Origin of the sequence: Nostoc sp. (assembly GCF_036918015.1) — a bacterium.
Classification (GTDB): Bacteria; Cyanobacteriota; Cyanobacteriia; order Cyanobacteriales; family Nostocaceae; genus Nostoc.
Map to the genome: position 1 here is coordinate 60,551 of NZ_JBALEO010000099.1, position 24,807 is coordinate 85,357.

At 40.5% G+C, this 24,807-nt stretch carries 20 protein-coding genes and 2 pseudogenes; 15 read left to right on the forward strand and 7 right to left on the reverse strand.

All coding sequences use genetic code 11. The features are described from left to right. Positions 1 to 279 precede the first annotated feature (279 nt). A complete protein-coding gene (locus V7K61_RS32825) occupies positions 280 to 1,605 on the forward strand; it encodes a DUF58 domain-containing protein (protein WP_335060219.1) in 1,326 nt (441 codons plus the stop codon). 436 nt (positions 1,606 to 2,041) lie between these two features. Here the strand turns inward: V7K61_RS32825 and V7K61_RS32830 are convergent, their stop codons facing one another. Further along, positions 2,042 to 2,446 (reverse strand): hypothetical protein, encoded by a 405-nt coding sequence (locus V7K61_RS32830; protein ID WP_335060221.1) that lies wholly within the window; start codon positions 2,444 to 2,446, stop codon positions 2,042 to 2,044. A 1,086-nt stretch (positions 2,447 to 3,532) separates the two neighbouring features. Between V7K61_RS32830 and V7K61_RS32835 the strand changes: the two genes are divergently transcribed. The 9 genes from V7K61_RS32835 (at position 3,533) to V7K61_RS32875 (ending at position 13,432) form a co-directional block, all read left to right on the forward strand. Beyond that, positions 3,533 to 3,796: a hypothetical protein gene (locus V7K61_RS32835; protein WP_335060223.1), complete on the forward strand. Its 264-nt coding sequence runs from the start codon at positions 3,533 to 3,535 to the stop codon at positions 3,794 to 3,796. 839 nt (positions 3,797 to 4,635) lie between these two features. Continuing rightward, complete coding sequence (locus tag V7K61_RS32840; RefSeq protein ID WP_335060225.1) at positions 4,636 to 4,899, forward strand: hypothetical protein; 264 nt, start codon at positions 4,636 to 4,638, stop codon at positions 4,897 to 4,899. Between the two features lie 78 nt (positions 4,900 to 4,977). Next, a complete protein-coding gene (locus tag V7K61_RS32845; RefSeq protein WP_335060227.1) occupies positions 4,978 to 5,229 on the forward strand; it encodes a hypothetical protein in 252 nt (83 codons plus the stop codon). Between the two features lie 895 nt (positions 5,230 to 6,124). After that, positions 6,125 to 6,763, forward strand: a complete 639-nt coding sequence (locus tag V7K61_RS32850; RefSeq protein ID WP_335060228.1) for a hypothetical protein — start codon at positions 6,125 to 6,127, stop codon at positions 6,761 to 6,763. A 102-nt stretch (positions 6,764 to 6,865) separates the two neighbouring features. Beyond that, entirely contained in the window at positions 6,866 to 8,230 is a 1,365-nt protein-coding gene (locus V7K61_RS32855; RefSeq protein ID WP_335060230.1) for an HlyD family secretion protein, read from the forward strand. A 6-nt stretch (positions 8,231 to 8,236) separates the two neighbouring features. Further along, positions 8,237 to 10,240, forward strand: coding sequence for an ATP-binding cassette domain-containing protein (locus tag V7K61_RS32860; RefSeq protein ID WP_335060232.1), 2,004 nt, complete (start codon positions 8,237 to 8,239; stop codon positions 10,238 to 10,240). Between the two features lie 24 nt (positions 10,241 to 10,264). After that, positions 10,265 to 11,371 carry an ABC transporter permease gene (locus V7K61_RS32865; protein ID WP_335060234.1) on the forward strand — a complete coding sequence of 369 codons (1,107 nt, stop codon included), beginning with the start codon at positions 10,265 to 10,267 and terminating at the stop codon, positions 11,369 to 11,371. A 339-nt stretch (positions 11,372 to 11,710) separates the two neighbouring features. Further along, positions 11,711 to 12,829 carry an ABC transporter permease gene (locus V7K61_RS32870; RefSeq protein WP_335060236.1) on the forward strand — a complete coding sequence of 373 codons (1,119 nt, stop codon included), beginning with the start codon at positions 11,711 to 11,713 and terminating at the stop codon, positions 12,827 to 12,829. A 96-nt stretch (positions 12,830 to 12,925) separates the two neighbouring features. Continuing rightward, positions 12,926 to 13,432, forward strand: coding sequence for a GNAT family N-acetyltransferase (locus V7K61_RS32875; RefSeq protein WP_335060238.1), 507 nt, complete (start codon positions 12,926 to 12,928; stop codon positions 13,430 to 13,432). Positions 13,433 to 13,568: 136 nt separating this feature from the next. Here V7K61_RS32875 and V7K61_RS32880 read toward each other — a convergent pair whose 3' ends face one another. Then, complete coding sequence (locus V7K61_RS32880; protein ID WP_335060240.1) at positions 13,569 to 14,981, reverse strand: AtzE family amidohydrolase; 1,413 nt, start codon at positions 14,979 to 14,981, stop codon at positions 13,569 to 13,571. A 100-nt stretch (positions 14,982 to 15,081) separates the two neighbouring features. Then, positions 15,082 to 15,270 carry a DUF4089 domain-containing protein gene (locus tag V7K61_RS32885; RefSeq protein WP_292779297.1) on the reverse strand — a complete coding sequence of 63 codons (189 nt, stop codon included), beginning with the start codon at positions 15,268 to 15,270 and terminating at the stop codon, positions 15,082 to 15,084. A gap of 126 nt (positions 15,271 to 15,396) precedes the next feature. Between V7K61_RS32885 and V7K61_RS32890 the strand changes: the two are divergent. Continuing rightward, positions 15,397 to 15,487: pseudogene (locus V7K61_RS32890) on the forward strand (glutaredoxin family protein); the annotation flags it as partial. 50 nt (positions 15,488 to 15,537) lie between these two features. Here V7K61_RS32890 and V7K61_RS32895 read toward each other — a convergent pair. Then, a complete protein-coding gene (locus V7K61_RS32895) occupies positions 15,538 to 17,667 on the reverse strand; it encodes a WD40/YVTN/BNR-like repeat-containing protein (RefSeq protein WP_335060242.1) in 2,130 nt (709 codons plus the stop codon). Between the two features lie 647 nt (positions 17,668 to 18,314). Between V7K61_RS32895 and V7K61_RS32900 the strand changes: the two genes are divergently transcribed. Beyond that, positions 18,315 to 18,806 (forward strand): hypothetical protein, encoded by a 492-nt coding sequence (locus V7K61_RS32900; RefSeq protein WP_335060244.1) that lies wholly within the window; start codon positions 18,315 to 18,317, stop codon positions 18,804 to 18,806. A 373-nt stretch (positions 18,807 to 19,179) separates the two neighbouring features. Here the strand turns inward: V7K61_RS32900 and V7K61_RS32905 are convergent, their stop codons facing one another. After that, positions 19,180 to 20,373: an MFS transporter gene (locus V7K61_RS32905; protein ID WP_335060246.1), complete on the reverse strand. Its 1,194-nt coding sequence runs from the start codon at positions 20,371 to 20,373 to the stop codon at positions 19,180 to 19,182. A 566-nt stretch (positions 20,374 to 20,939) separates the two neighbouring features. Then, positions 20,940 to 22,292 carry an MATE family efflux transporter gene (locus V7K61_RS32910; protein WP_335060248.1) on the reverse strand — a complete coding sequence of 451 codons (1,353 nt, stop codon included), beginning with the start codon at positions 22,290 to 22,292 and terminating at the stop codon, positions 20,940 to 20,942. 363 nt (positions 22,293 to 22,655) lie between these two features. Here V7K61_RS32910 and V7K61_RS32915 point away from each other — a divergent pair, with 363 nt between their 5' ends. Continuing rightward, positions 22,656 to 23,153: a DUF6174 domain-containing protein gene (locus V7K61_RS32915; protein WP_335060250.1), complete on the forward strand. Its 498-nt coding sequence runs from the start codon at positions 22,656 to 22,658 to the stop codon at positions 23,151 to 23,153. On the opposite strand, the gene V7K61_RS32920 is transcribed toward V7K61_RS32915, so the two are convergent. After that, the gene (locus V7K61_RS32920; RefSeq protein WP_335060252.1) at positions 23,146 to 23,577 is read right to left on the reverse strand and encodes a DUF4288 domain-containing protein; all 432 of its coding nucleotides are present in this window, start codon (positions 23,575 to 23,577) and stop codon (positions 23,146 to 23,148) included. The two genes, V7K61_RS32915 and V7K61_RS32920, sit on opposite strands and share 8 nt — an antisense overlap. Before the next feature lie 331 nt (positions 23,578 to 23,908). Between V7K61_RS32920 and V7K61_RS32925 the strand changes: the two genes are divergently transcribed. Both V7K61_RS32925 and V7K61_RS32930 read left to right on the forward strand, forming a co-directional pair. Further along, positions 23,909 to 24,274 (forward strand): hypothetical protein, encoded by a 366-nt coding sequence (locus tag V7K61_RS32925; protein ID WP_334955081.1) that lies wholly within the window; start codon positions 23,909 to 23,911, stop codon positions 24,272 to 24,274. Positions 24,275 to 24,606: 332 nt separating this feature from the next. Then, positions 24,607 to 24,807 (forward strand): annotated as a pseudogene (locus tag V7K61_RS32930) (hypothetical protein); the annotation flags it as partial.

The window sequence follows — 24,807 nt, forward strand, 5'->3', positions numbered from 1 at the left end:
CTGTCTGTGTGACAGTTTCACTCTGACAAAAATGTGGGTAGAGAATTTTTCGACTTGTGTGTACACCGTAGGCATACTTCCAGTATAGGAGTACAGGGGCGATCGCCTCGGCGGATCAATGCTCGTATCCGTGTGCTTGCAGTTCTTCTAAACCCAAAAAAATAGTACAGTAGGTGACTATTTTTCTACAATAAAAAAATATAAGAATTTAGCAAGTCTTCTTATTTCGGTTACATTGAATTCACTTTATACCTAAAATTTAACTTCTCACTCTAAAAAATGGTTCCTTCCAGACGAGTTTATTTATTATTGGTTTTGGGTATTGCGATCGCCCCGATCCTATCCTTATTTCTGATTGTTAAAGCAACCATCGCCATCACTGTGCTATTTGATGCCATCATTCTCGGACTGATGGTTGCAGATGGTTTGCGGATACGGCGTTCTCGCGTGCAAATTATCCGCGAATTACCGTCACGATTATCCATTGGCCGGGATAATCCAGTGGTGCTGAAGGTGACATCACAAAATACCGACGCCCAAATTGAAATCCGCGACTATTACCCAACAGGATTTGGCGTGTCTGCACCTGCACTCAGCGCTATTATTCCCAGTAACAGCACTGAAGAATTGACGTATACTGTCCACCCGACACAACGGGGAGAGTTTCCTTGGGGAAATATTCAAGTCCGACAGTTGGGGCTTTGGGGATTAGCTTGGGATGATTGGCAAATTCCCCAAAGTCTGCCAGTGAAAGTTTATCCTGATTTAGTGGGATTGCGATCGCTCACAATTCGTCTGACACTGCAATCATCGGGATCGATGCGCCAATCTCGCAAAACTGGTATTGGTACAGAGTTTGCCGAACTGCGAAACTATCGCACTGGTGATGATTTGCGGTTTATTGATTGGAAAGCTACCGCCCGTCGGGTTGGGGCTTATGGTAATGCCATGCCACTGGTTAGGGTTCTAGAACCAGAACAGGAACAAACGTTACTGATTTTACTCGATCGCGGCCGGTTAATGACGGCAAAAGTGCAGAATTTGCAGCGATTTGACTGGGGATTGAATGCAACTTTATCCTTAGCTTTGGCAGGTTTACATCGAGGCGATCGCGTGGGTATTGGTGTATTTGACCGCCAAATGCATACGTGGATTCCCCCAGAACGCGGTCAACATCATTTGAATCAGCTAATCGATCGCTTAACTCCAATTCAACCAGTGTTATTTGAATCTGATTATTTGGGAGCGGTGACAAATGTTTTGCAGCGACAAACTCGGAGGGCGCTTGTAGTAGTAATTACTGACTTAGTTGATGTCACTGCCTCTACAGAACTCCTAGCAGCACTCTCCAAACTAGCACCCCGCTACCTTCCATTTTGCGTTACTTTGCGAGATCCACAAGTCGATCGTCTAGCACACACCTTTACAGATGATGTTGCAGGTGCTTATACCCGTGCAGTAGCACTAGATTTATTAATGCAACGACAAGTAGCTTATGCCCAACTGAAACAAAAAGGTGTATTGGTACTAGACGCCCCAGCAAATCAAATTGCCGATCAGTTAGTTGAGCGATATCTACAACTTAAAGCGCGAAATCAACTTTAGTAACTACCCACATATAAGACTAGTATTTGATTTTTGAAATGCACGTAGTGGACTGTTTACGCAAAATAGTTCATTAGACCTCTTGCATAAATCAAAAAGAAGAAAGAACCCCACCCCGCCAAAGCTACGCGTTGTCTCCCTGCCCCTAATCCCCAGAGGGGCCCCGAGTTCCCCGCAAGCGGGGAAGGGTTGGGGGTGGGGTGTAATGACTGTGGTTAGCATAACTAATTATGCGGACATGATATTAGACGTAGACGTAGGTTGGGTTACGCAAAGCCTCCACCCAACCTACAATTTTTTGCAATCATTTTAGCCATGACAGTCCATTACTTGACTACCGAGATTTTTTCAGAAATCAAATATGATTCCTATATAAGGCAATACAGTTCAGTTAAGGCTAAAACTCTTTGCCAAGGTCACATTATTCACGAACCCACTACTCATCTTTGTTGTATTTAGAAGTTTCTTGGATTAAATCTTTCAAACCCTGGTTTAAAGTTTCAATTGAACGATCTAATGCTTCAATTTTGGCTCTGAGAAAAATTTGTTCTACAGCTTTTAAGTACGCTTTACTACCAGCTTTACCTAAATGCTTGTAACGAGAACTCTTACCATCAATCTTTGTTGGAAATATTGCTGCACTAGCCTGTAGTTTATAATACCAATATACTGACTTCCTCCCTTTAGCCAGATAGCGAACAATCCAACAGGAAGATGCAGCTACCTCCCCCGAAGCACTTATTGCTTGGATTTCTTTCTCCAGATGCTGTTTAGCTTGAACTACGCAATGTATGCGTGCATATAAATCTTCTTGGGTTGACGGTTTGGAATTATTGTGCATAAAACAAAAAATATACGGTTCGCGAATAACTTATACGAACCATTCTTGGCTCTACAAAGCTTTTAAACAATTAAAATTAAACCATTAATTTCAAAATGTAATAAGCAGTACAACAAAATGTAATAAACAGTACAACAAAATGTAATAAAGAATACAACAAGCAAGTTTAGCGCAAGGTTTCCAACTCTAACTAACCTCTTGACCAAACTTGTATCCCAATTACACTATTTTTTATATATTCTAAGTATTCTCCTAGCCACACTATTGCGCGTATTATCCAATCAATAGTTAATTCCACATTGTTTTTCGCTTTGGAGGTATACTAGCAAGCAGCAGATGCACGTGTAATTTAGTTAACATCTATGATGTAATTATTTATAGTTTATTTCAGTACAAATAAGTCATTCTTAATAGTTTTATCGATATAAATAAGTCATTCTTAATAGTTGTGTGGCAATCAGAGTCAAAAAACCTATTATCAAAGACATCTCTCACCCACCAAGCGATCGCTTTCTGCTTTACAGCCCGATTTTAGAACTTTGCAATACTCTTCTATCTGCTAACGATACGTATACTAACTAAGAATAGAGGTAGTGTTTTGGTGTGTTATGGCAGACTCGCTTGTTAATACCTAAAATCGAAAAATCATTTTATCTCTTTACGGTTCGCGAATATCATTCGCGAACCACTTCTATTCTCAACATCGCGTGAAAAGCCGCTAAATATTCTCCGCAGAAATGGTAATAGTTCCATAGCAACTTCTCAGCTATGAATCATATTGATATCCTTGTCATTATGGGCTGAAATGTATCTGTGACTAGGGTTATACGGATATGAAAGTACTTAAAATAAGTTACAGTAAAACGCTTCTCAAACAACCTGTAAATACAAAATCAGGTAAATAGCTTGACAGCGTAAGGTTTTGTCTGATAGTAAGCAAAAAATTATGTAAAACTACTATTTATTCATTTCTAATAGTGCTATTCTTTTTTGTGACGCTAAAAAGCAATCAGTAGATTGTACTCAGACAATAATCCTAAATAGGAAGTTAATCAAAGGTAAACAGGAAGTTAACAAGGGAGAAGTATGCTTAAAATTCATGATTTAGACTGCCAGCAGAGTTACTTAGAATCTCTAAATGATGTGAAAGCCGAAAGCTTAATTGGAGGCGCTGGTACTACGATTATACTATTGACAAGTGGAACAGTGGCTGTTTACGACGACACAGGAGCTAAGATAGACGCTAGTACTATTAGTTCTGCTTCAATAACGGCAGACGCTTTCGGTAATAAAACAGTAGCGGGTGGAACTTTAATTCAAGCAACAGTAAGACCAATCAAGAAAAAATAACAGGAACACGACGTTAGCCTTGTTAAGCTCAAATACCTTTTTTAAAGTTTCGTAATAGAATTTAACCGAAGTACTTTGACCATTAGAGTATGTTTGCAAATTCAAACATACTCTAAACTAGACTTTATCCAAAATTAAAAACTCGGTTTGCTTTATCCGGCAAAACCCTTGCTTTTTGGCAAATACTTTTTCAACTTCACAGATTATTGATGAAGTTAAAAAAGTAAAACTAGTGTTGTACAAAGGTTTAAGAGGTTGTTTGAAAAGTGATTGGGTGTGATTTTAATTGAGTTGTTACCCCCCTTAGTCCCCCCTTGTAAAGCGGGGAAACAAAAAAAATCCCTAACCCTCCCCAATACATACGGGGAGGGTTAGGGAGGGGTAAAAAATATTTGATACATCAATCATCACTTTTCAAACATCCTCTCAGGGGTAGGGTTCGCTTTCCTAAAAAAATGGATAAGGTCGGGCTAACTTTTTAGTGGAATAAAATAACAATTCGCTTGTTTACCACTTGATCTAAAAGTGCTTAAAGCAAAAGCACTTTTAGATCAAGAATGGTGTAAAAAGTGCTGGTGTTCCAGATAATTCATCTAAAAGTGGATTATCAAATCAGTTCTAATTTGCATATTAATTATTCTGATAGTTAAGAACTTAAGACAACAATTTAGGTGGCGTTATACCCCACCTAAATTGTTGTTTTTTAGCATATATATCATAATTAAATTTACAAAAGTTAAGGAAAAAAGTATTGCAAAATTCTGTGAATTGTTTATAGTTATTGTGTTGAACTAAAGCAGTTCAAATTTCAATTAATTTCTTTTGAATAGATAGAATCTATGGCTACGATAAAAATATCTGAATTGCAGCCAGAAAGCCAATTCGAGAAACTTTCTGATGCCGATTTACGGTTAGTTAATGGAGGAGGCAGTGATTTCCAATTTACTACAATTGGATCTGCTATAAGCACAGGTGTAACTATTGGACCGGGAAGAATTCAAAACGGTACTACATCATCTGCTAGCTTAAATGCAGGGACTGCATCGCCAACTGTCACTGCTACTCTTTTTGCTGGTGGTTTCTCACAGTCTTTCCCTACTTAAAAATCATCAGGGAAAATTTTAGAAGGATAGTAAATAAGATACGTCAACGTATTACCAAGAAAACTCAAAGAGGAAATTATGGCTAATATCAAAATCGCTGAATTACAATCTAACTTGCTTGAAGAAGTATCAGCTACAGATTTGGAGGCTGTTCATGGGGGTGCACCTGGTATTCAAGCTGTTGGATCAAGCTCAGGAGTCGGCGTAGGTTTTTCTAATGGTGGATCAACGGGTGTTCAGACAGTGAGTCAGAGTTTCCTTAGTGGTACACTAGGAAATTTCACCGTAACATTTCAAACACAAAGCCAAGGTTTTACTTCACCCACTTAGACAACTTAATGCTTTAGGAATTACCTAAAGCTGCATATTTAGGGCTGGAGTTAAAGTTTAACTCTAGCCCTTCATTTTTTAACCTCGTGCTTGTAATGCCGCTAATGGCACGATGCAAGTATATGTCCATTTCAGTCAAGGCTTTGAAATTTTATTTAGATGTGTTTGCTTTAGCCTGACTCATATCTTGTACAATTTCACCCTGACCAGAAAAATTACGTTTTTAGAGGTTGTTTGAAAACTGTTTGGCTGTGATTTTAAGTACTTCTAGATCCCCCCTAGCTCCCCTTAAAAAGGGTGGAAGTAGAATCAAAGTCCCCCTTTTTAAGGCGAATTTAGGGGGATCGAACTATAACGTTTTGCTACCGACAAGAGGAATTTTCAAACACCCTTTTAGACCAAAAAACTGAGATTTTAAGGTTAAATCAATGGTATTTAATCTATTTTTTGATGCTAATTTAAACATTTAAATAAATTTCCTACAGAGTTATTTAAAAATTAAAAATTGAAAATTAAAACTAATTATTTCTTTACAATATTTTAAATAGAGTGATGATAAAGTATAAAAAATTGCTTTTTCAATCAAGCAATCATTAGCTCATACCTAATATCTTAAAAGCTTCAGTTGATTAGCTGAAGCTAATAAGAATATATAGAAGTTAACTGTGTAATCTAAGAGGATGTTTGAAAAATCATGATTGATGGATCAAATATTTTTTACCCCACCCTAACCCTCCCCTTGTAAAGGGGAGGGAACCAGATTTTTCTTGTTTCCCCCCTTTATAAGGGGGGATTAAGGGGGGTCATAATGTAATTAAAATTAGAGCCAACTATTTTTCAAACATCCTCTAAGTTTTCGTTCTCTAAAAATACTAGGAATTATAGGAATTAAATTATGGGGGCTATCTTATATCCACTCTATACGGTAGCTAATTTGATCTTAGCTACATGGAGCATAAGTTTATGGCAACACTCACACAATGCCAACATATTGTTGCTGCTGTTAGTGGTAGCTGGAATGACCTATGACAATCTCATTGTTTCGCTGGGTCGTTTGATTAATGAAGGTAGTTTTTTAAAATTACTTAATCGTCTGCGCTTCTTATTACATGATTTATTGATTCCATTGTTAGTGGTAGTGGCTGTGAAACTAGCCAGTGCTGCTGGTGTATTCTGGGCAAGTAAACCGATTTTGTTCTCTGGTTGCTGGACGATTACATTTGGTTTGATTGGATTGGGATTGGTGACTAATCTTAAACACTTGGAACTAGCACCAATAAACGTCGCTGGCAGTCTGCGATATAAACCGAAAAACAGTAAACCACCAATTCCGACAATTTTGATCGCTTTATTAGTTGGTGTGGCAGGATTCTACATTTGGCGTGAAATTCAATGGCCTTGGATGTTTGTAGGAACAGTGGTAATGTTGTTTGGTAATGCTTTACCTACAAAGATTTTTGGCTCTTTAGTGGGTTCGGCAGTTGATTTTGTGTTTATCTTAGCTCTATTGACAACACATATTGTATTGTCTTAGTTAGGGATAATTTCGCGCCTATCTATATATGTACAAACTTTCGTTTAAGGCTTGCTGCAAGATGGGAATCCAATCCATAAATTAGTAATCAAAGGTAATAGCATGGCTCAGACTGTCTCTAAATACACAGAAAGTCTTCCTGCTCCAGTAGAACCAACAAAGCAGCACCGCACCAAAGCGGTTCCTTTGATGTTGGCAATGGTGACGATCGCAGGTATTGGTTATTTATTTTGGAGCTTACAGCCGCAACCGAGAGCAGACATACTCAAGGTAAGTGGACGCATTGAAGGTTATGAAACTGAAATTGGCGTCAAGCATTCGGGACGAATTGAGTCGATTGCAGTACGCGAAGGGGCTGCGGTTAAAAAGGGTCAGAAGTTAATTAAATTAGATAACAGCAACGACCAACTCCTGCAAGGACAACTGCAATCTGCAAACGCACAGGTTGCGTCTGCTCTATCTGACGAACAACAGGCTCGTTCAGATGTAGAGCGGGTACAGGGTGAGATAGAAGAAGTCAACAGCCAAATCCTTGAAGCCCAACTTAATTTACAGCAGTCGCGAGGTGATACAGTCGGTCAAGTTAATCAAGCACGAGCTAACACTGCGGCAGCTAAGGCGCAAGTGGTACAAGCCCAGGCAGTACTCAAACAGGCAGCAGCAGAAGTTAAGCTAGCTAAGATAAATCGCGATCGCTATGTTAAATTGCTGAATGATGGAGCAGTTACCCAACAACAATCTGACCAAACACAAACTACCTTCGACACTGCGATCGCAACTTTACAGGCACGACAGGCAGCAGTCAATGCAGCTTCTGAGCAGTTAAGTGCTACCCAAGCGGCGCTCACCCAAGCCCAATCAACCGGTTTCAACCCAGGTATTAGGAACGCCCAGTTAGAAGCCTTAAAAAGAAAGCGCGCTCAAACATCTTCTTCCTTGAAATCTGCTTGGGCGCAAGTAAAATCTGCTCAGGCAAAAGTCAAAGTTGCGTTGGCATCAAAACAACAACTGATTACCCAAATTCAAGATTCCAATAAAGACCTAAATGTTGTCAGTCCTCTAGACGGTGTTGTAACTGCCCGCAGTGTCGAACCAGGTGCAGTAGTGGATAGTCAAACGAACATTCTGACGGTGATCGATCCCTATACGATTTATTTGAGGGGTTTTATCCCGGAAGGGGATATTGGCAAAGTGCGCCAAGGACAGGTAGCGAAAATCTTCTTAGATTCTGCACCTAATAAACCCCTCAAAGGTAAAGTAGTTGCCATTGATGCCCAAGCCTCGTTTACACCTGAGAATATCTATTTTCAGAAGGATCGAGTCAGGCAAGTTGTCGGTATTCGCATAAGTGTTGCAAACCCTGCGAGTTGCTTTAATCCTAAAAAACCCTACGCTGGTACAGATTTACCCTGTGCCAAGATTGGGATGCCAGCTGATGGAGAGATTCTATTGAAGGGTGCAGAGTAATAGGCAATGGATCGCAAAGTCACAAGTGGCACTCAAATTTTACCCCAAGCCCCAATTTCAACTCAAAGCATTTACATTCGAGGCTTGCACAAGCACTATGGTCGTTTAGCCGCAGTGCGGGGGATCGATTTGACAGTGCAGCAGGGTGAGATGTTTGGGCTGATTGGCCCTGATGGTGCAGGGAAAACCACAACCTTTCATATTTTAGGTGGCGTGATGGAACCCACCGCCGGAGAAGTGCAGATATTTGGTCAGGTTGCACGGGATGCTCGCTCAATAACGGGATATTTAACGCAGCAGTTTTCTCTGTATTTGGATCTCAACATTAATGAAAATTTACGTTATGCCGCAGGCTTGCGACAAGTGTCAGATGATTTATTTTGGACGCGTCGCGATCGCTTGCTACGCTTGATGAACTTGGAGCAGTTTGCCGACAGGCAGGCTGGACAACTCTCAGGCGGTATGAAACAAAAACTAGCACTTTGCTGTGTTTTAATTTCACAGCCCCAAGTCTTGTTACTGGATGAACCTACCACAGGTGTTGACCCAGTTTCACGGCGAGAGTTTTGGGATGTGCTAGCGCAACTATCAGCAGCAGGTATGACCATTGTCGTTGCTACACCTTACTTAGATGAAGCAGAACGCTGCCATCGTGTAGCTTTGATGTATGAAGGTCAAATTCAAAAAATTGGTACTCCTGCTGCTTTACGCTCCAGTTTAGCTTTACATCGCCTAGAAGTTCATACGTCAAATCTGCAATTAAGCGAGCAAGTATTATTACAGACAGCAGAAGCAAACATTGTAGATGTGCAAACATTTGGCGATCGCCTTGATGTTCTTGTCAAGGATATAACTTTAGGTCGTACACAGGTGCACGATCTGCTGCAACAGCAACAATTATCAGACTTTAGTATTGAGTCTAGTAGCCCGACATTAGAAAACGTCTTCGTTACCCATTTACGGCAACAGGGGTTAGCAACGCAATTTTTTCCATTTCCGAGAGCTAAGGCAACAAACCAGCAATGGAAATTGGAAAACTACAGGTTAACCGTCGCAGGCGATAGAGAAATTAACCCTAGTTCCTCATCCATTGCCATATACGCTCACAACCTCAACCGCTTTTTTGGCAATTTTCAAGCAGTCAAAAGCGTCAACCTTGAGGTACGCTACGGCGAAATCTTCGGACTCTTAGGTGCCAATGGATCTGGGAAAACCACCACAATTAAAATGTTGTGTGGATTGCTTAAAGCCAGTGGTGGTGTCATTTCTCTTGGGGGGGAAACAAGCAACCTCCGTAGTACTCAATTGCGGCGGCGTATTGGCTACATGAGCCAGAAATTCACCCTTTACGATGACCTAACGATTTTGGAAAATCTGGAGTTTTATTGCGGTGTTTATGGTGTACCTCGCAAACTACGCCAGGAGAAAATTGATTGGGTGATTGCCATCTGTGGGTTAGAAGGACAAGAAAAGATGCTTACCGGACAGCTACCGGGTGGTTGGAAGCAGCGAGTTGCTTTTGGTGCTTCGGTAATGCACGAACCAGATATTCTATTTCTTGATGAGCCAACATCAGGGGTCGATCCGCTTGCACGCCGCCAGTTTTGGAAGCTGATTAATGACTTTGCCCGCAACGGCACAGCTATTTTAGTAACCACGCACTACCTTGAAGAAGCTGAACAGTGTAACCGCATGAGTTTTATGGTTGCGGGAGAAACCGTCATCTCTGGTTCTTCCAGTTCGATTAAAGCCAGTCAACCAGGAAAACTTATGGAGGTTATCGTCAACCAAAACCAAGCTGCTGCCGATTTACTCAAACAACACCTCGATCCTTGGCGTGTCTCCATCTTTGCTGATAGTTTACACATTGTCCTTGACGACCCCGATCGAGAACTTCCTCGACTACTAAAACTTATAGAATCTGCTCAAATCACCATTTCCCGCGTCCGCCCCATTTCTTTTTCTCTAGAAGACGCTTTCATCGGTATAGTACAGCGATCGCAAAACTAGAATTTTTTGATATTTTTTATATTTATGAAACGGATTTTTGCTCAGTTTACCAAAGAACTAGTACAGTTTCAGCGCGATCGCCTGACATTAGCGTTGGCATTTATACTGCCATTTATGACGTTACTCATTTTTGGGTTTGCAATCCGGTTAGAAAGTAAAAATATTCCCTTAATCGTGCAAGATTTTAACCGCACAAACATTAGCAATAGCTATATTGAGCGACTATACGCCACCAATCAGTTTATGCCTACTCAATGGTCGGGAAACGACCCAGTGCGGGATGCGATCGACCGCGGCATTGCCAAGGCAGCAATCATTATCCCTCCTCAATTCAGTCGAGATGTGCAAGCTGGTAGAAATACTACGGTGCAAGTGCTGATTGATGCTACAGATGTCAATAATGCTCGTGTCATCAAAAACAGCATTCAGAGAGTCACGAATTTTTTTATGCAGGAGCAAGGACTGATAACATTTAATAACAGCGTCACACCTCGAATTCGTTTATGGTTTAACCCCGGTAGATTAGAGTCTCTGTATATTGTACCGGGAGTCTACGCTGTGGTTTTATGGATTTTTCCGTCTTTACTGACAGCGATCTCAATGGTGAGAGAAAAAGAAAAAGGCACCATCTTACAACTTTACGCTTCTAGTATCAGTGCAACTGAACTCTTACTTGGTAAAGGACTGGCTTACCTGCTGATAGCTATCCTTCAAGCATTCATAGTCATGGGTCTAGGTTCGCTAATTTTCCAGGTTAGCTTAGTAGGCAATTCTATCACCTTGTTAATAGGAACTCTCCTTTTTCTCACAGACAGTGTTTTATTTGGTTTGCTATTTGGGGTACGAAGCAGTAACCAAAATGCCGCTGTACAAAGTGTCTCTGTGATCGGTTTTGTTACCTCTCTATTACTGTCTGGTTTTATTTATCCTATTAGCAACATTCCCTTTCCCATATCACTTATGCCTAACATAGTTCCCGCCCGCTATTTTATAGATATCACTCGTGATGCATTTGTCAGAGGTACTGGATGGGCAGGAGTTTGGTTTGATTTAGTCGTACTGATTGTTTTTGGATTGGTGTTTTTTGATATAACCCGTCGTGCTTTAGGTAGGATGCAATTACCTTATTAAATTGGTAAGAATTCAGGAGTCATATCATGTCCGCTTGGTTACTTATTAAATCTCAAGAACCCCACCACGCCAAAGCTACGCTTTGTCTCCCCTCCCCGCAGGCGGGGAGGGGCTGGGGGTGGGGTGCAATGATTGTGGAAATCATAACTAATTACCCGGACATGATATCAGGAGTCAGGAGCCAGAATAATTGTAAAATCAAGCGTGTAATAACTTCTTGATTTTATTAAAATTATTAAATTTGAGTATCAAGGTCTTCTTAATTCTGACTTCTGGATTCTGGATTCTGGATTCTTACTTAAATTGTATTATTCTTAGCTGTTGCAGCTACTAACCAATATGTTTTTATCACGACTATTTAATAGTTCATTTTGGGCATTACTTCGCAAAGAAATCAATCAAATTTTGCGAGATAAACAGTTAATTATTCTGCTGATTATACCACCAACGATGCAATTGTTACTTTATGGATTTGCACTTAATCCCGATGTACATAATTTGAAATTGGGTGTTATTGATTATGCGAATGTAGGTGCTAGTCGGGAACTTGTTCAGGCAATGACCTCTAATAGCATTTTTAGCATCGAATCTGTACCAACAACTGAGAAAGATTTGAGCCGTCAAGTAGAAGAAGGCAAACTCAATATAGGGGTGATTATTCCACCAGAATTTCCTAGAAAGCTGGCAACAAAAGAAGCTGAGATTCAAGTATTCATTGATGGAGTAGATGCAAACGCCGCAGGTATTGCCAGTGGCTACATGACTCAGATTATTCAAAATTATAATCGAAACTTTGGGCAAACCCAGTTGAATTTTCCGGTATCACTCCAAGTGGTATTTTTGTATAATCCAGGACTAATAAGTAGCTGGTATTTTGTGCCTGGAGTCATGGGTTTAGTGTTAACGCTTGTTGGAACACTAGTTTCATCAGTCGCTGTTGTGCGAGAGAAAGATAGCGGCACTTTGGAGCAATTACTTATGACACCAGCCGCAAACTGGGAAATTTTGCTTTCCAAAATTTTGCCTTTAGCGTTTTTGCTCATGGGAGATATTCTGCTAGCTTTGACTTTAGGACAATTGGTCTTTGGTTTACCGTTGCGTGGAAATTTTCTCCTATTTTTTGGGCTGTCAATTATCTATCTGCTGGTTGGGATCAGTATAGGTATTATGTTGGCGATGTTTTCCAGTTCGCAACAACAGGTGGTATTAATGTCATTTTTCGTCAATATGCCGATATTGCAGACTTCTGGGGTGCTTGCCCCTATCGAAGCCATGCCCCCCTTGTTTCAAGTCCTATCTCTACTGAATCCCTTACGTCATTACATTGCCATTATTCGAGGGATTTTACTTAAAGGAGTTGGTTTAGATGTGTTATGGATGCATATTCTGGCATTGCTTAGTATTGCTGTTGTGTTATTAACTATTAGTCTGAGCAAGTTTCGCAATCAATTAAGTTAGAAGATGTCTATTATTTTCAATGATGGCTAAAATTTAAACTGAACCCCACCGTGCAAATGTACTAAACAACCCTTAAATTATTGCTACGTAATCAATATGAATATTCGTTGTGAAACTCTGCCCGACTACACAGCAATAGCTGAGGTGAATACATTAGCCTTTGGGCAAGAAAACGAGGCTAAACTTGTGGAGAAAATTCGCGATTCTGATCGCTATATTTCAGATTTGTCTCTAGTTGGAGAGGTTGAAAATGTTGTAGTTGGTCATATTTTATTCAGCTACATTGACCTAGTGGGTGAAAAAACACTACAGGTACTTGGTTTAGCGCCTTTAGCAGTTAGTCCACAGTTTCAAAGACAAGGAATTGGCAGCGCACTAATAAAAGCAGGGTTAGAAATAGCAGAGGCAAAGAAAGAAACTATAGTAATTGTACTAGGTCATCCCCACTTCTATACTCGCTTTGGTTTTCAGCCTTCTGTTGTTTATGAAATCGAGTCTCCTTTTCCAGTACCAGAGGAATTTTTCATGGTGAAACCACTGCAAAACTATCAAAAGCAGTATAAAGGCAAGGTTGTTTATCCATCTGCTTTTGATGAAGTATAATATTATTCCCACGTGAAGTTTGGTTAAAGCAAGAGACGCATGAATCGCCGTCAAGACGAAAGACTATTGTAGAGACGGCGATTTATCGCGTCTTTCTGATGGATTTATCGCGTCTTTGTGTAATAAATTAGATTTTTCAAACAGCCTCTGAGTTAAGAGCGTTTAAAATTACTGGTGCTGAAATTACACCCTTTGCCTCTAACGCAGCTGCAACCCGTAAAATTAAGGCTTCATTATATGGTGCTGCGATTAATTGCACACCTAAAGGTAATGCATTTTGGCACTGAATTGGTACTGATAAAACGGGTAAACCAATAAAAGATAATGGTTGAGTAAATAGCCCTAAATGAGGACGGACAAGAATTTCCTCGTCATCCAAAATCATAGTTTGTTGACCAATTAATGGTGCAGAAATTGGTGTAGTTGGGGCAAGAATGACATCGACATTTTGAAAGACTTCCCGAACGCGATCGCGATACCATCTTCTAAACCGTTGTGCTTGGAGATACCAGCTACTAGGAATTAACGCCCCAGCCAAAAAGCGATCGCGTGTAGCGAAATCAAAATCTTCAGGATGCGATCGCAACTTATCCAAATGCAGATTTGCACCCTCGCTAGCTGTAATCACAAAGGCTGCTGCACGGGCGCGGTGAGCTTCTGGTATGATTACATATTCAGTAACTTCTATTGCATCAGCTACTTTTTGCACTGCTGCTAAAGCCGCCGGTTCTGCACCTTTGGTAAAATAATCAGCTGCGATCGCAATTCTAATATCAGAAATATCTTGTTTGAGTTGTGGTAAACATAATTCAGGTGGACGCTTTGTACAAATGTGATCGCGATCGTCTTCTCCTTGAAGCACATCAAACACCATCGCGATATCCTGCACCGAACGCGCAAAAGGGCCAACATGGTCAAAACTACTAGAAAATAAAGCTACCCCAGCACGAGATAACCTTCCATAAGTTGGCTTGAAACCAAAAACGCCACACAACGCCGCCGGAACGCGAATTGAACCATTAGTATCAGAACCCAGCGTCAGCGGTACTAACCCAGCCGCAACCGCCGCCGCCGAACCACCCGATGAACCACCAGCAACTCGCTGTAAATCATGGGGGTTGTGAGTAGCACCGTAATGGGAGTTTTCTGTCACAAAACCATAAGCATACTCATCCATATTCAAAGCACCAAGCAAAACAGCACCTGCTTGCTTCAACTTCGCTACTGCGGTTGCATCTTGACTAGCTTCTGGGTTTTCTCCATTGATTTTCGATCCCGCTAGAGTCGTAAAACCAGCGATATCAAAGAGATTTTTTACCGCAAAAGGCACACCAGCAAGCACTCCAGGATGATTACCTTGGGCAATTTCCCTATCAATCAGTGCTGCATCTGTTAAAGCTGTCTCAGCAGTTATAGTCGTAAAACAGTTGAATAGATGATTTCGCGTTGCTATTCGTGCTAACGCAGCTTTTGTAACCTCCACTGCACTAACTTTACCTTCGCGTACAGCAGTTGATATTGTTATGGCATCGGCTGAATCAAAATTCATGCTGAAATATATAAGAGATAGCGCGTTTAGCTTTTTGAGTAATAGCAGTCAGCAATAGTTTTTGCTTTACTAAACATCAAGATAGCTATTATTGAAGCAATTATGGTTCAAAAACTGGTGCAACTTCAATTTCCTCTGGTAAAGGGAAAGAATTTACCAGATTAGCGATCGCCATAATTCTCTCAAAATTTGCCACCACACCATCACGATACTCATCTCGGATCTCTAAATCCAACAACAACCCCATCAGATCGACATACTCACCCACATCAAACTCTTCTCTTCTCATCTCTCTTCCTTTGCGGTAGCCTGCGGCAAGCCAAAGCCTCTACGTTATCTTAAACTTATAATTTCTTGCGACAATTGAAATGCGATTAATTTGATACAGTAACCCGGCTGTCATGGATGTGAAGGCTTGCAAAGAAAGCTAAGAACAAATCCAAAATCTCAGTTTCAAGTTGGAAGTTAAGGATATTACGACTCGTGAAGATTGGTTGAGTGCTTATTTAGCGAACCACAGAGGCGCAAAGGACGCAGAGGGGAGTGAGAAATTATATTAATTTGGTTTTCCATAGTAGATTCCTTTACCGTCGGTGCCAATGAAGACTAGCCCAAATTGCTGTTTGCTAGCTTCCATTACGTTTGGGACATTGCCGATGGGATTTAGAGGATTAGAGATGTTTGTCCATGTTTGCCCTCGATCCAAAGAACGGAAAATTCCTTTTTCCATACCAATGATTTTGCCATATAAATATAGTGCTGGAATTGTACTTCCTGTTTGTGGTTTGCCAAAGGCAAATAAATAAGCTTTCTCCACACCAGCTATTTTGGCAAACTTCGTACCACCGTTTGTTGAACGATAAAGCCCATTGGAATTGAGACTGATCCAAACTTCGCTACTCACCCCCGGAACTGTTTTGAGCATAGACCAATTTTCGCTAGGAAGTGTTGAGTTGACAACACTGAAGTATGCAGCTCCATCCTTACTGCGGTAGACTTTGCCACCGTTGTAGTAGTAAAAAATATTGCCATTTACTTTGTCTGATGCCAATGGTTGACCCCAGTACCACGGCCCCTTGGGCCCGTTGGGTAAACCTGATACTCCACTCCAAGAAGCTCCACCGTTAGTTGTACGTATAGGTTGTTTCTCGCTGGCGATCGCTACAAATAAATTTGGATTACTTGCAGACATAGCTATCCGTAGTGGCATAGTGTTCTGCGGAAAGGAGGAAAAGTTTTTCCAGGTATGTCCGCCATCTGTGGAAGTTCCTCCTGTAAAGGTATTGAACCCTCGATGTCCGCCAACGCGTACCATGCGTAAGGGATCTTTTTCACTGTAGGCAATGCTGTATGTTTCTTGATACCAAGGGCCGTTACTACCACCCAATTGAGTAGATGGATAAGTATCTAATTTCTGGCCATGGTTAAAGCCTTCTACATCAGCCATACCGCTTAACAGTAGTGAGCCTTTTGGAGGTGAGATGAGTTCAAAAGCAACTGTTTCCTCATGTCCTTTTTCATAGTTAGACCAGGTAGGCTTGTTAGCATTGATATTGTCTGTCTGCCAGGTTCCGAACCAGTCTGTTAACCAAACTTTGCCAGCAATATTTGGGTCAAATTCAATTGCTGAGGCCGCAGAAGCAAAATACCAGTTTGGCCACCAAGGTACTTGAGGATTCAATGAATGGCTTTTCTGTTGCCATGTCGCGCCACCATCGGTAGATTGAAAGACTCTAGAGTAATTAGTACTTTCCTGGTATTGGTCATAAGTAACTAAAACGTGATTAGAGTTATTAGGATCTACAGAAAGCCCATTAAATGAAATAGTTTTGATGTTAGTTGGCGTAATATTGCTCCAAGCCCCATTTGCATATTTGCTAACTCCTGAAGTGTGCGTTACATACAGTACTCCATTGCTATTAAGCACCATTCGATTTGCTTGTGATGGGCTTCCGGCTATTCTGCTCCAGGTAACACCTGTATCGGTAGACTTATATATCCCGTCTCCATAGGCATTTGCATAAACCAAGCCAGAATTCTTTTTGCTAAACAAAATTCCTGTAATACCAATGGATGCATTGGGTTTTCCAGAGAAAGAACTTACTTTCTTCCATGTTTGACCAGCATTCACCGACTTCCATAGCCCATCCAAACGTGAACCAAAGAAGATGATATTAGTATTAAATGGATTAACTCCCAGCCTTTCCCCCGTCCATCGCTTAGTTTCGTTGCCACCCATTGGCAAATCTATGTTCAGTTTGTTCCAGGTTTGACCTTTATTGGTCGATTTGAAGATTGTTCCTAAGCCAGCCTTAGTATATTTGCCTGCTGCGATATAGACAATGTTTGGATTGCTAGGGTCAAGCGCTAATCCTTCTCCGCCATAGTAGTTACTTTTATCAGACCCAAAGTGATCTGTTAATGGAATCCATCTCTTCTCTAGCGAATTCCAACGATAGAAGCCACCTATATCGGTTTTAATGTAGGCTAAATTCTTCTCTAAAGGATGCAGATAAATATTGGTAACATAGCCTCCTCCCCCTATAGAGACTTGATTCCATTGATACCCAGATGTAGCGCTGCGGCTAGGTTCAACGGTTGTAAGTGCTACAGTCGTCGTAGCTAGAGCGAGCATCGAAAAGCGAATTATTTTCCTTAAAGGAATATGGAATAAGCGAATGCTCATATAGTCTCATTTGTAAAGGAATGAAGACAGAGATAATACTTAGCAAATAAGACTAAGCAGTATAAAATTAAGTGAAAATGCGTATGCATTCCCCCCTGAGTTGGAAGATGACGTAATCCTTGCTAATAAATGATTGTTGATATAAATGTTTTGGCAGAATAAAAATACTTTGTCAATATGTTTTATGAAATTTGTGTATATTTTGTTATAACTACTTATCAAGTTGTACAAGTTAATACAAGTAGTTTTATGGTCACTTATCAACAGTTATTGTTACTAAAAAATCTATTTTATACTTAGATTGCAAGAAGAAGTTTCCTTGCTTGTTGCAGCACCGACATTGATTTGGGATGAAAATGAAGCTAGACGACTTGCATAAAAATATTTAGAAGTTTGTGTAAAACGGAGACGTTACGCAAACAGTACTGGACTTACAATCACTGCTACTGTCACCGGATTTGGCTGCGTTAGAAAATCTCACATTCGTCCAAAAATATAATTAAGTATTTTTTGAAAGATGAAAATCACTCTAAAGTCAGAGATATATTCTGTGCTGTGGTAGAGGATTTTTGGATTCTACTTCAGTAACTTAATAGGTAAATAAATTTTCATGCTGTTTACCCCAACTTAGTCCCTTTAAATTACCGATGAACGATAAAAACATGGACAATAAAAACAAAGCTGAGAGTAATAAAAATAATTTAAGTCTAGATAGAAAAGTGGATCAAACTAATATAAATTCATTATCTAATGAACCTCAAAAGTCAACTAAAACAATTAATATAGATGGTCAGCGTCCAGTTGATCCAACTAACATTGAGATTAAGGAAACAATTAATATAGATGGTCATCGCCCAATTACAAAAGATAAAAATTATAGCGATCAAACAATTGATATAGACGGTCAACGCCCGATCGATAAGAGTAATTTTGAAGAACATGAGATGCTAACTGTAGACGGTAAGCGTCCAATTGACCCTAGTGATTTAGAGGTTGAGGAAATTCTTGACATAGATGGTCAACGTCCGATCGCCAAGAGTAATTTTCAAGTTCAGGATACTTTAGAGATAGATGGTAGCCGCCCAATAGTTTCAAATAACACTGCTGATTCGGAAATACCAACAGATTATGTAGACTAAAATCCAATACGGTTCAGTTAAGGGTAAAACTCTTTATCAAAGTCAATTTTTTTAACGTAGACGCATACCCCTTGCCTACGGCACGCTGCGCGAACGGGGAAGCAAGCTACGCGGAGCGTCTGTCTGCGACACGCTGCGCGAACGTAGAGAAGCGGCTTGCCGCAGGCTACCACAGAGGCGCAGAGGGCACTGAGAGAAGAAAGACGTAGGTTGGGTGGAGCGGAGCGCAACCCAACATATATCAGGATGTTGGGTTACGCAAAGCCTCCACCCAACCTACATTTTTTGTGCAAAATTTTAGGCTAGACAGTCCACTACAAGACTACCGAGATTTTTTCAGAAATCAAATATGATTCCTATAGCATCGCCATGATTATTTATTATTTATGCTTGCTGTAGTGGTTTTGGGTCTGACTATAATAATAAATCCAAGCAAAGTAAAAACTAACATCTGCCAAGTCACCAAATTCCAGCCACCAAGATGCCAGCATAATAGACCAATGCTAGTACCTACAGCACCACCGATAAAATAGGTAGTCATGTAAACTGTGTTGATGCGACTATTCGATTGAGCATCAAGAGTGTATATCCTGGCGACATTGGTGACTTGAATTGCCTGTACGCCTACATCTAGTAACAATACAGCAACAGCGATCGCCAGCGCTGAATTAGAAGCAATTTTAGCAATTACTAAACTTGCAATCACCAGAGATACAGAAATAGTTAAGGAACGCTGGGAATTACCTCGATCGGCTAATTTACCAAAAATTGGTGCCATTAATGCACCTGCGATCGCCACAAAGCCATACATCCCAATTATGTCAGATTTAAAATTAAAAGGCACTCCGCTTAAATGGAAAGTCAACGTTGTCCAAAATGAGCAAAAAACACCAAACATTAATCCTCCAATTAAAGATGCTTCTCTCAATAAGGAAAAACGTTTTAATTGTTGAAGCGTTGATTTTAATAAATCAAAATAATCACCGCTATATTCATTATTTACATTAGGCAAGTAAATCTTGAGCAAGACAGTAACAATTAAAATCATTACTCCTGAAAATCCATATACATAACGCCAACCAAAGGATTCAGCAATATATCCACTAAAAACCCTTGCTCCTAAAACTCCAATCAATATACCAGTAAAAATACTGCCTACAGTTTGTCCTGTCGTTACTCTATCTATACTTGCTGCTAAGGGAAGAATAACCTGAGCGGAGACTGTTGTAATTCCAATTGCTACGCTCAAGATCCAAACCTGGAAGATATTTTGTGAAAACGTCATGGCTATCAACAAACAAAACAAACATATAAGTAAGGAAAGAATTAATGTTTTTTTGTTGATTTTATCGCCCAAGGGGATTAGAAAGAAAAGCCCAAAACCGTAACCAACTTGCGAAAGCACAGATATGCTACCCGCTTCACCTTCACCAACTTGAAAAGAAGATGCAATATCTTTGAGGATTGGCTGATTATAATAAACGTTAGCAACACACACCCCAGATGCGATCGCCATAATCAGTACTTGAAATTTAGTTAATCCGTTACCTGAGATTTGTTTTTCCATTCAACCTAAGTTACTATAATTTAGTTGCTTGAGGACTTTTTCCTTTAGCTTTAAGTAGGTGGATCTAAATAAATATAAGATAGTTCGTCATTGCGTACTCCTTTGGAGAACCCGTTGGCGCAGCCTCTCCAAGAGTTGGGTACGAAGTGAAGCAATCGCAAAGACTGAGATTGCCACGCTTCACTTCGTTCCGTACCCTACGGGAACGCCAAGGGCGAACGCAATGACATCTTATATTTAATTGCGTCTGCTTACTTATCTGTGTTTATCAAAACAGAATTCAGGAGTCAAGAGCCAGAATTCAGTTGGGTATTTTGAACGAAACAGTGGATAGCGTAGCGTTCGCGTTCGCGCAGCGTCTCGTAGAGAGGAACGAACGTCACGTCTTGATTCTGATATCATGTCCGCTTGATTGCTTATTAAATCCGAAGAACCCCACCCCGCCAAAGCTACGCTTTGTCTCCCCTCCCCGCCGGCGGGGAGGGGCTGGGGGTGGGGTGCAATGACTATGGGAATCACAACTAATTACCCGAACTTGATATGACTCCTGAATTCTGACTTCTTCTTCAATAGTTATTAGTTTTCCTGGTGCTAAACCGCCAAGTTAGAATTATTGCAGCGATCGCTAAACCAATAGCCAATCCCCACCAAAGACCAATAGCTCCAGACCCCAACGAGATCCCAAAAGTATAACCAGTGAATAAACCAACACACCAATAAGCAAAAATGCCAATCAACATCGGGATTTGAGTGTCTTTGAGTCCGCGTAATGCTCCTGCGGCAGTAACTTGCACACCGTCAACTATTTGAAAAATTGCCGCGACTGCTAGCAATTTCACCGCGAGGGCAACCACATCTGCATTGTTCTGATTGTTGATGTCAATATAAAGAGAAATAATTGACTTTGGTACTAGCCAAAATGTAATGGCTACTACACCCATAGCTAAAGCTGCAATGGCAATGCCTACATATCCAGCTAGACGACTGCCAACTAGGTCATTCTGTCCGGCTAACTGTCCAACACGAACTGTTGTCGCTAGAGAAATGCCTAGTGCCATCTGGAATGACATCGAAATTGTTTGTAAAGCAATTTGATGGGCAGCCAGGGCATTGGTTCCCAATTGTCCAATCAACAAAGTGACAACAGTGAACAGTCCGGCTTCGACCGTAATCAGACCCCCGATGGGCAATCCAACCTGAAAAATCTCGCCAACGATCCGGCGATGTTCTAGAGGAAAAGCTTTGTGAGACGAAGGTCGAAAAATACCGTAAACTGCAAAGCGAGGCTGATTGCATATATAAACTGCCAAAGCCACAAACATACTCCAAAGTGAAAGCGTGCTTGCCCAACCGATACCAGCTAAACCCATCGCCGGGAATCCCAGTTTGCCAAACATCAGCACATAGTTAGCTGTGATGTTGAACAGAGTACCCAAAACCACAGTCACTATCACTAATTGCGGTTGCAACAGAGCAGAAAGAAAGCTTTTAAGTACTGCAAAGCCCAAACCAGGAATAAAACCCAGTGCGATCGCCTTTAAATAAATCTCTGCTAGTGCTACTGTCTTAGCATCCTGTCCTAGTAAAAGTAGTAAAGCACCTCCATTGTAAAGCAGCAATGTAATTGGTATTCCTAGCAGCAGAGATATCCCTAATCCAAGCCGGACAATTGTGCCAACTTTTTCTCTATTTCCGGCTCCGTATGCTTGGGCAGCTAACGGACTGACAGCAGAAACGATACCAGCAACAATCAACAGACAAAAAGTAAAGATAGCAGTTCCCAAACCTCCAGATGCAATGGTTTGACTTCCCAACCAGCCCATCATTACCGTATCGACAAAACCAGTTGCAGATTGAGCCAGTTGTGCCACTGCCAAAGGTACGGCTAACATGAGACATTTTTTAACTTCAGAAAACATATACAACTGATAACCCGATGTGAAGAACAAAGGGTTTTTCCAAAATCTAAACCCATGTTCAGGAGATATTGCTCCTGGCAACTTGAATCTATCTTAATGGAATCAGATTAAATCTGAAGAACCCCACCCCGCCAAAGCTATGCTTTGTCTCCCTGCCCCTAATCCCCAGAGGGGGCCCCGAGTTCCCCGCAGGCGGGGAGGGGGTGGGGTGCAATGACTGTGGAAATCATAACTAATTATACGGACATGATATAAAGCTGAAAATCCCCATATCAGCTTTGAGTGTCACAAATAATTTCAATGTTTTGGCAATCATCTTGAAGCTACGTTAAAGTAAACAGTTGCAGTTAAGAATAGATTTATATGCGCTTACCAATTGCAATTAGTGCTGTTTTAGTGGCATCTTTAGGTTTTAGTGCACCTGTAATATCTCAACCTCCTCCTATACAGGTAGCCAAAACGCCCGCGTCTAATAGTTTAGCCTTAAAACAATTTAAGATTAATTACCGATTATGGAGACGGCAAAATATCTCTAACTATCGCTATGAATTTACTAGAAGTTGCAATTGTTTACCTAAAGCCACAGAACCAGTGATTATTAAAGTACGTAATCGAGTCACAAATTCTATTACTTATAAAGTAACTCAAAAGCCAGCTGATGCAGAATTGTTTAAACAATATAATACAATTCCTAAACTCTTTAATCTCATCAGGGATGCGCTCATTCGTAAAGCAGCAAACTTGACTGTACAATACGATCCAAAACTTGGTTATCCAACTCAAATTAACATTGATTATAATAGCCAGATCGCTGATGATGAAATATTTTTGACAATTAGCAATCTGCAAAAAACTAATTAACTATTTTTGCGACTTCATCCATAATTTCTTTACTGCTATAGTCTGGCTTCGATGGATCTATTGGTTTTAACGGAAGAAAGATAGCTAGCTGAGATTTTGGAGTCAGCATTTGTTTTAACTCGCTTTCACATATACCAATTTTTTCTTCAAACATCAGTTCAGCACCATGTTCTAATTCATCATGAATCACATCGAGATGCCGTAAGCCTCTATAAGTAAAAGTTACGGTTTGATTTTTGGGATTGAGATATGTGCTGTTCTCCTGATAACCAAGTTCTTCGGCTTTCTCAAAAGCCTCTTCTGGTGAAGAAGCACGGACAAGAACAATATTTACATGAACAACATTATGTGGATTTCCTTCAACGTTACACTCGATCACCAATTCAGCGATATACCACTCTGCATCCTTTGGAATGTATGCCATTGTTTATAAAACTAAAAATTTATATCAATAATTAATGCTATCACTGACTATTCAGTATTAAAGTGAATATCACATATAGGAATCCGATTTGATTTATGAAAAAATCTAAGTAGGGTGTGTTATCGCGTAGCGTAACGCATCAAAGCCTTCGGATGGTGCGTTAGCCAGAGGCATAACGCACCCTACGTATATTTCAAAAATCAAATATGAGTCCTATATATGTACTTGCAATTACATTTGCGTTCCTCAAATTTGTGAATTTTGAACTATATAATTACTAAACTTAAGTATTAAATAAAATGATTACCAATAGTTTAGGAAAAGCAAAGACGTGAACCGTTTCAAAAAGCTATCCTCAATTGCATTCCTGTTATTAGCCTTCATTTATCCACCTACTTTGGTTGAAGCCAAAGAGAACACTCTCAACAATGTTCTCAATGAGCAGAGTATTGAGGTACAAACAAAATTAGGTGGAGAGCAAAGTGAAGAGTTTTTGTTAGCTCACCGACGAAATCGACGACGTTATCATAGACGGCAAAGGACTGGAAGATATTATTATCAACGCCAGCGGAATCGACGACATTATTATAGACGACGCTATCGCTCTATACGTTATCACGGACAACGATATCGTCATGGAGAATGGGAACTTGTGCGCGATCGTCATGGACGATTAATGTATGATTGGCAGCGTTAATAGTAAACTTTACACTCAATTTCTCTAGAGAATCTTTATGCGTAAATCCTAATGCAAAACCCAAAGACTTTACCCGGTTTTGAATCATCTCACGGGTTGGCGGAATATCTGTGATGTTAATAAACTCATGGTCAATGTTGTTCTATTCAGATGCGATAAATCATCACAAAGACGCGATAAATAAAAGACGCGATAAATCGCCGTCTCTACAAAAGACTAATTGTTGGGGTGAGGGGATCAGGGGAGCAGCACTTCGGCTCATTTCGGCTACGCTCAATGACCAACGCTCTGTTACCGAGGATAAGTTGCAGTAAGTTTTTCCCCTCAAGCTTGTGAGAAATGCCAGTAGGGTGCGTTATGTCCACGCCGAAATAGCAAATGAGTACGCTGAAATAGCAAATGAGTACGCCGAAATAGCAAATGAGTACGCCGAAATAACAAATGAGTACGCCGAAATAACAAATGAGTACGCCGAAATAGCAAATGAGTACGCCGAAATAGCAAATGAGTACGCCGAAATAGCAAATGCATAC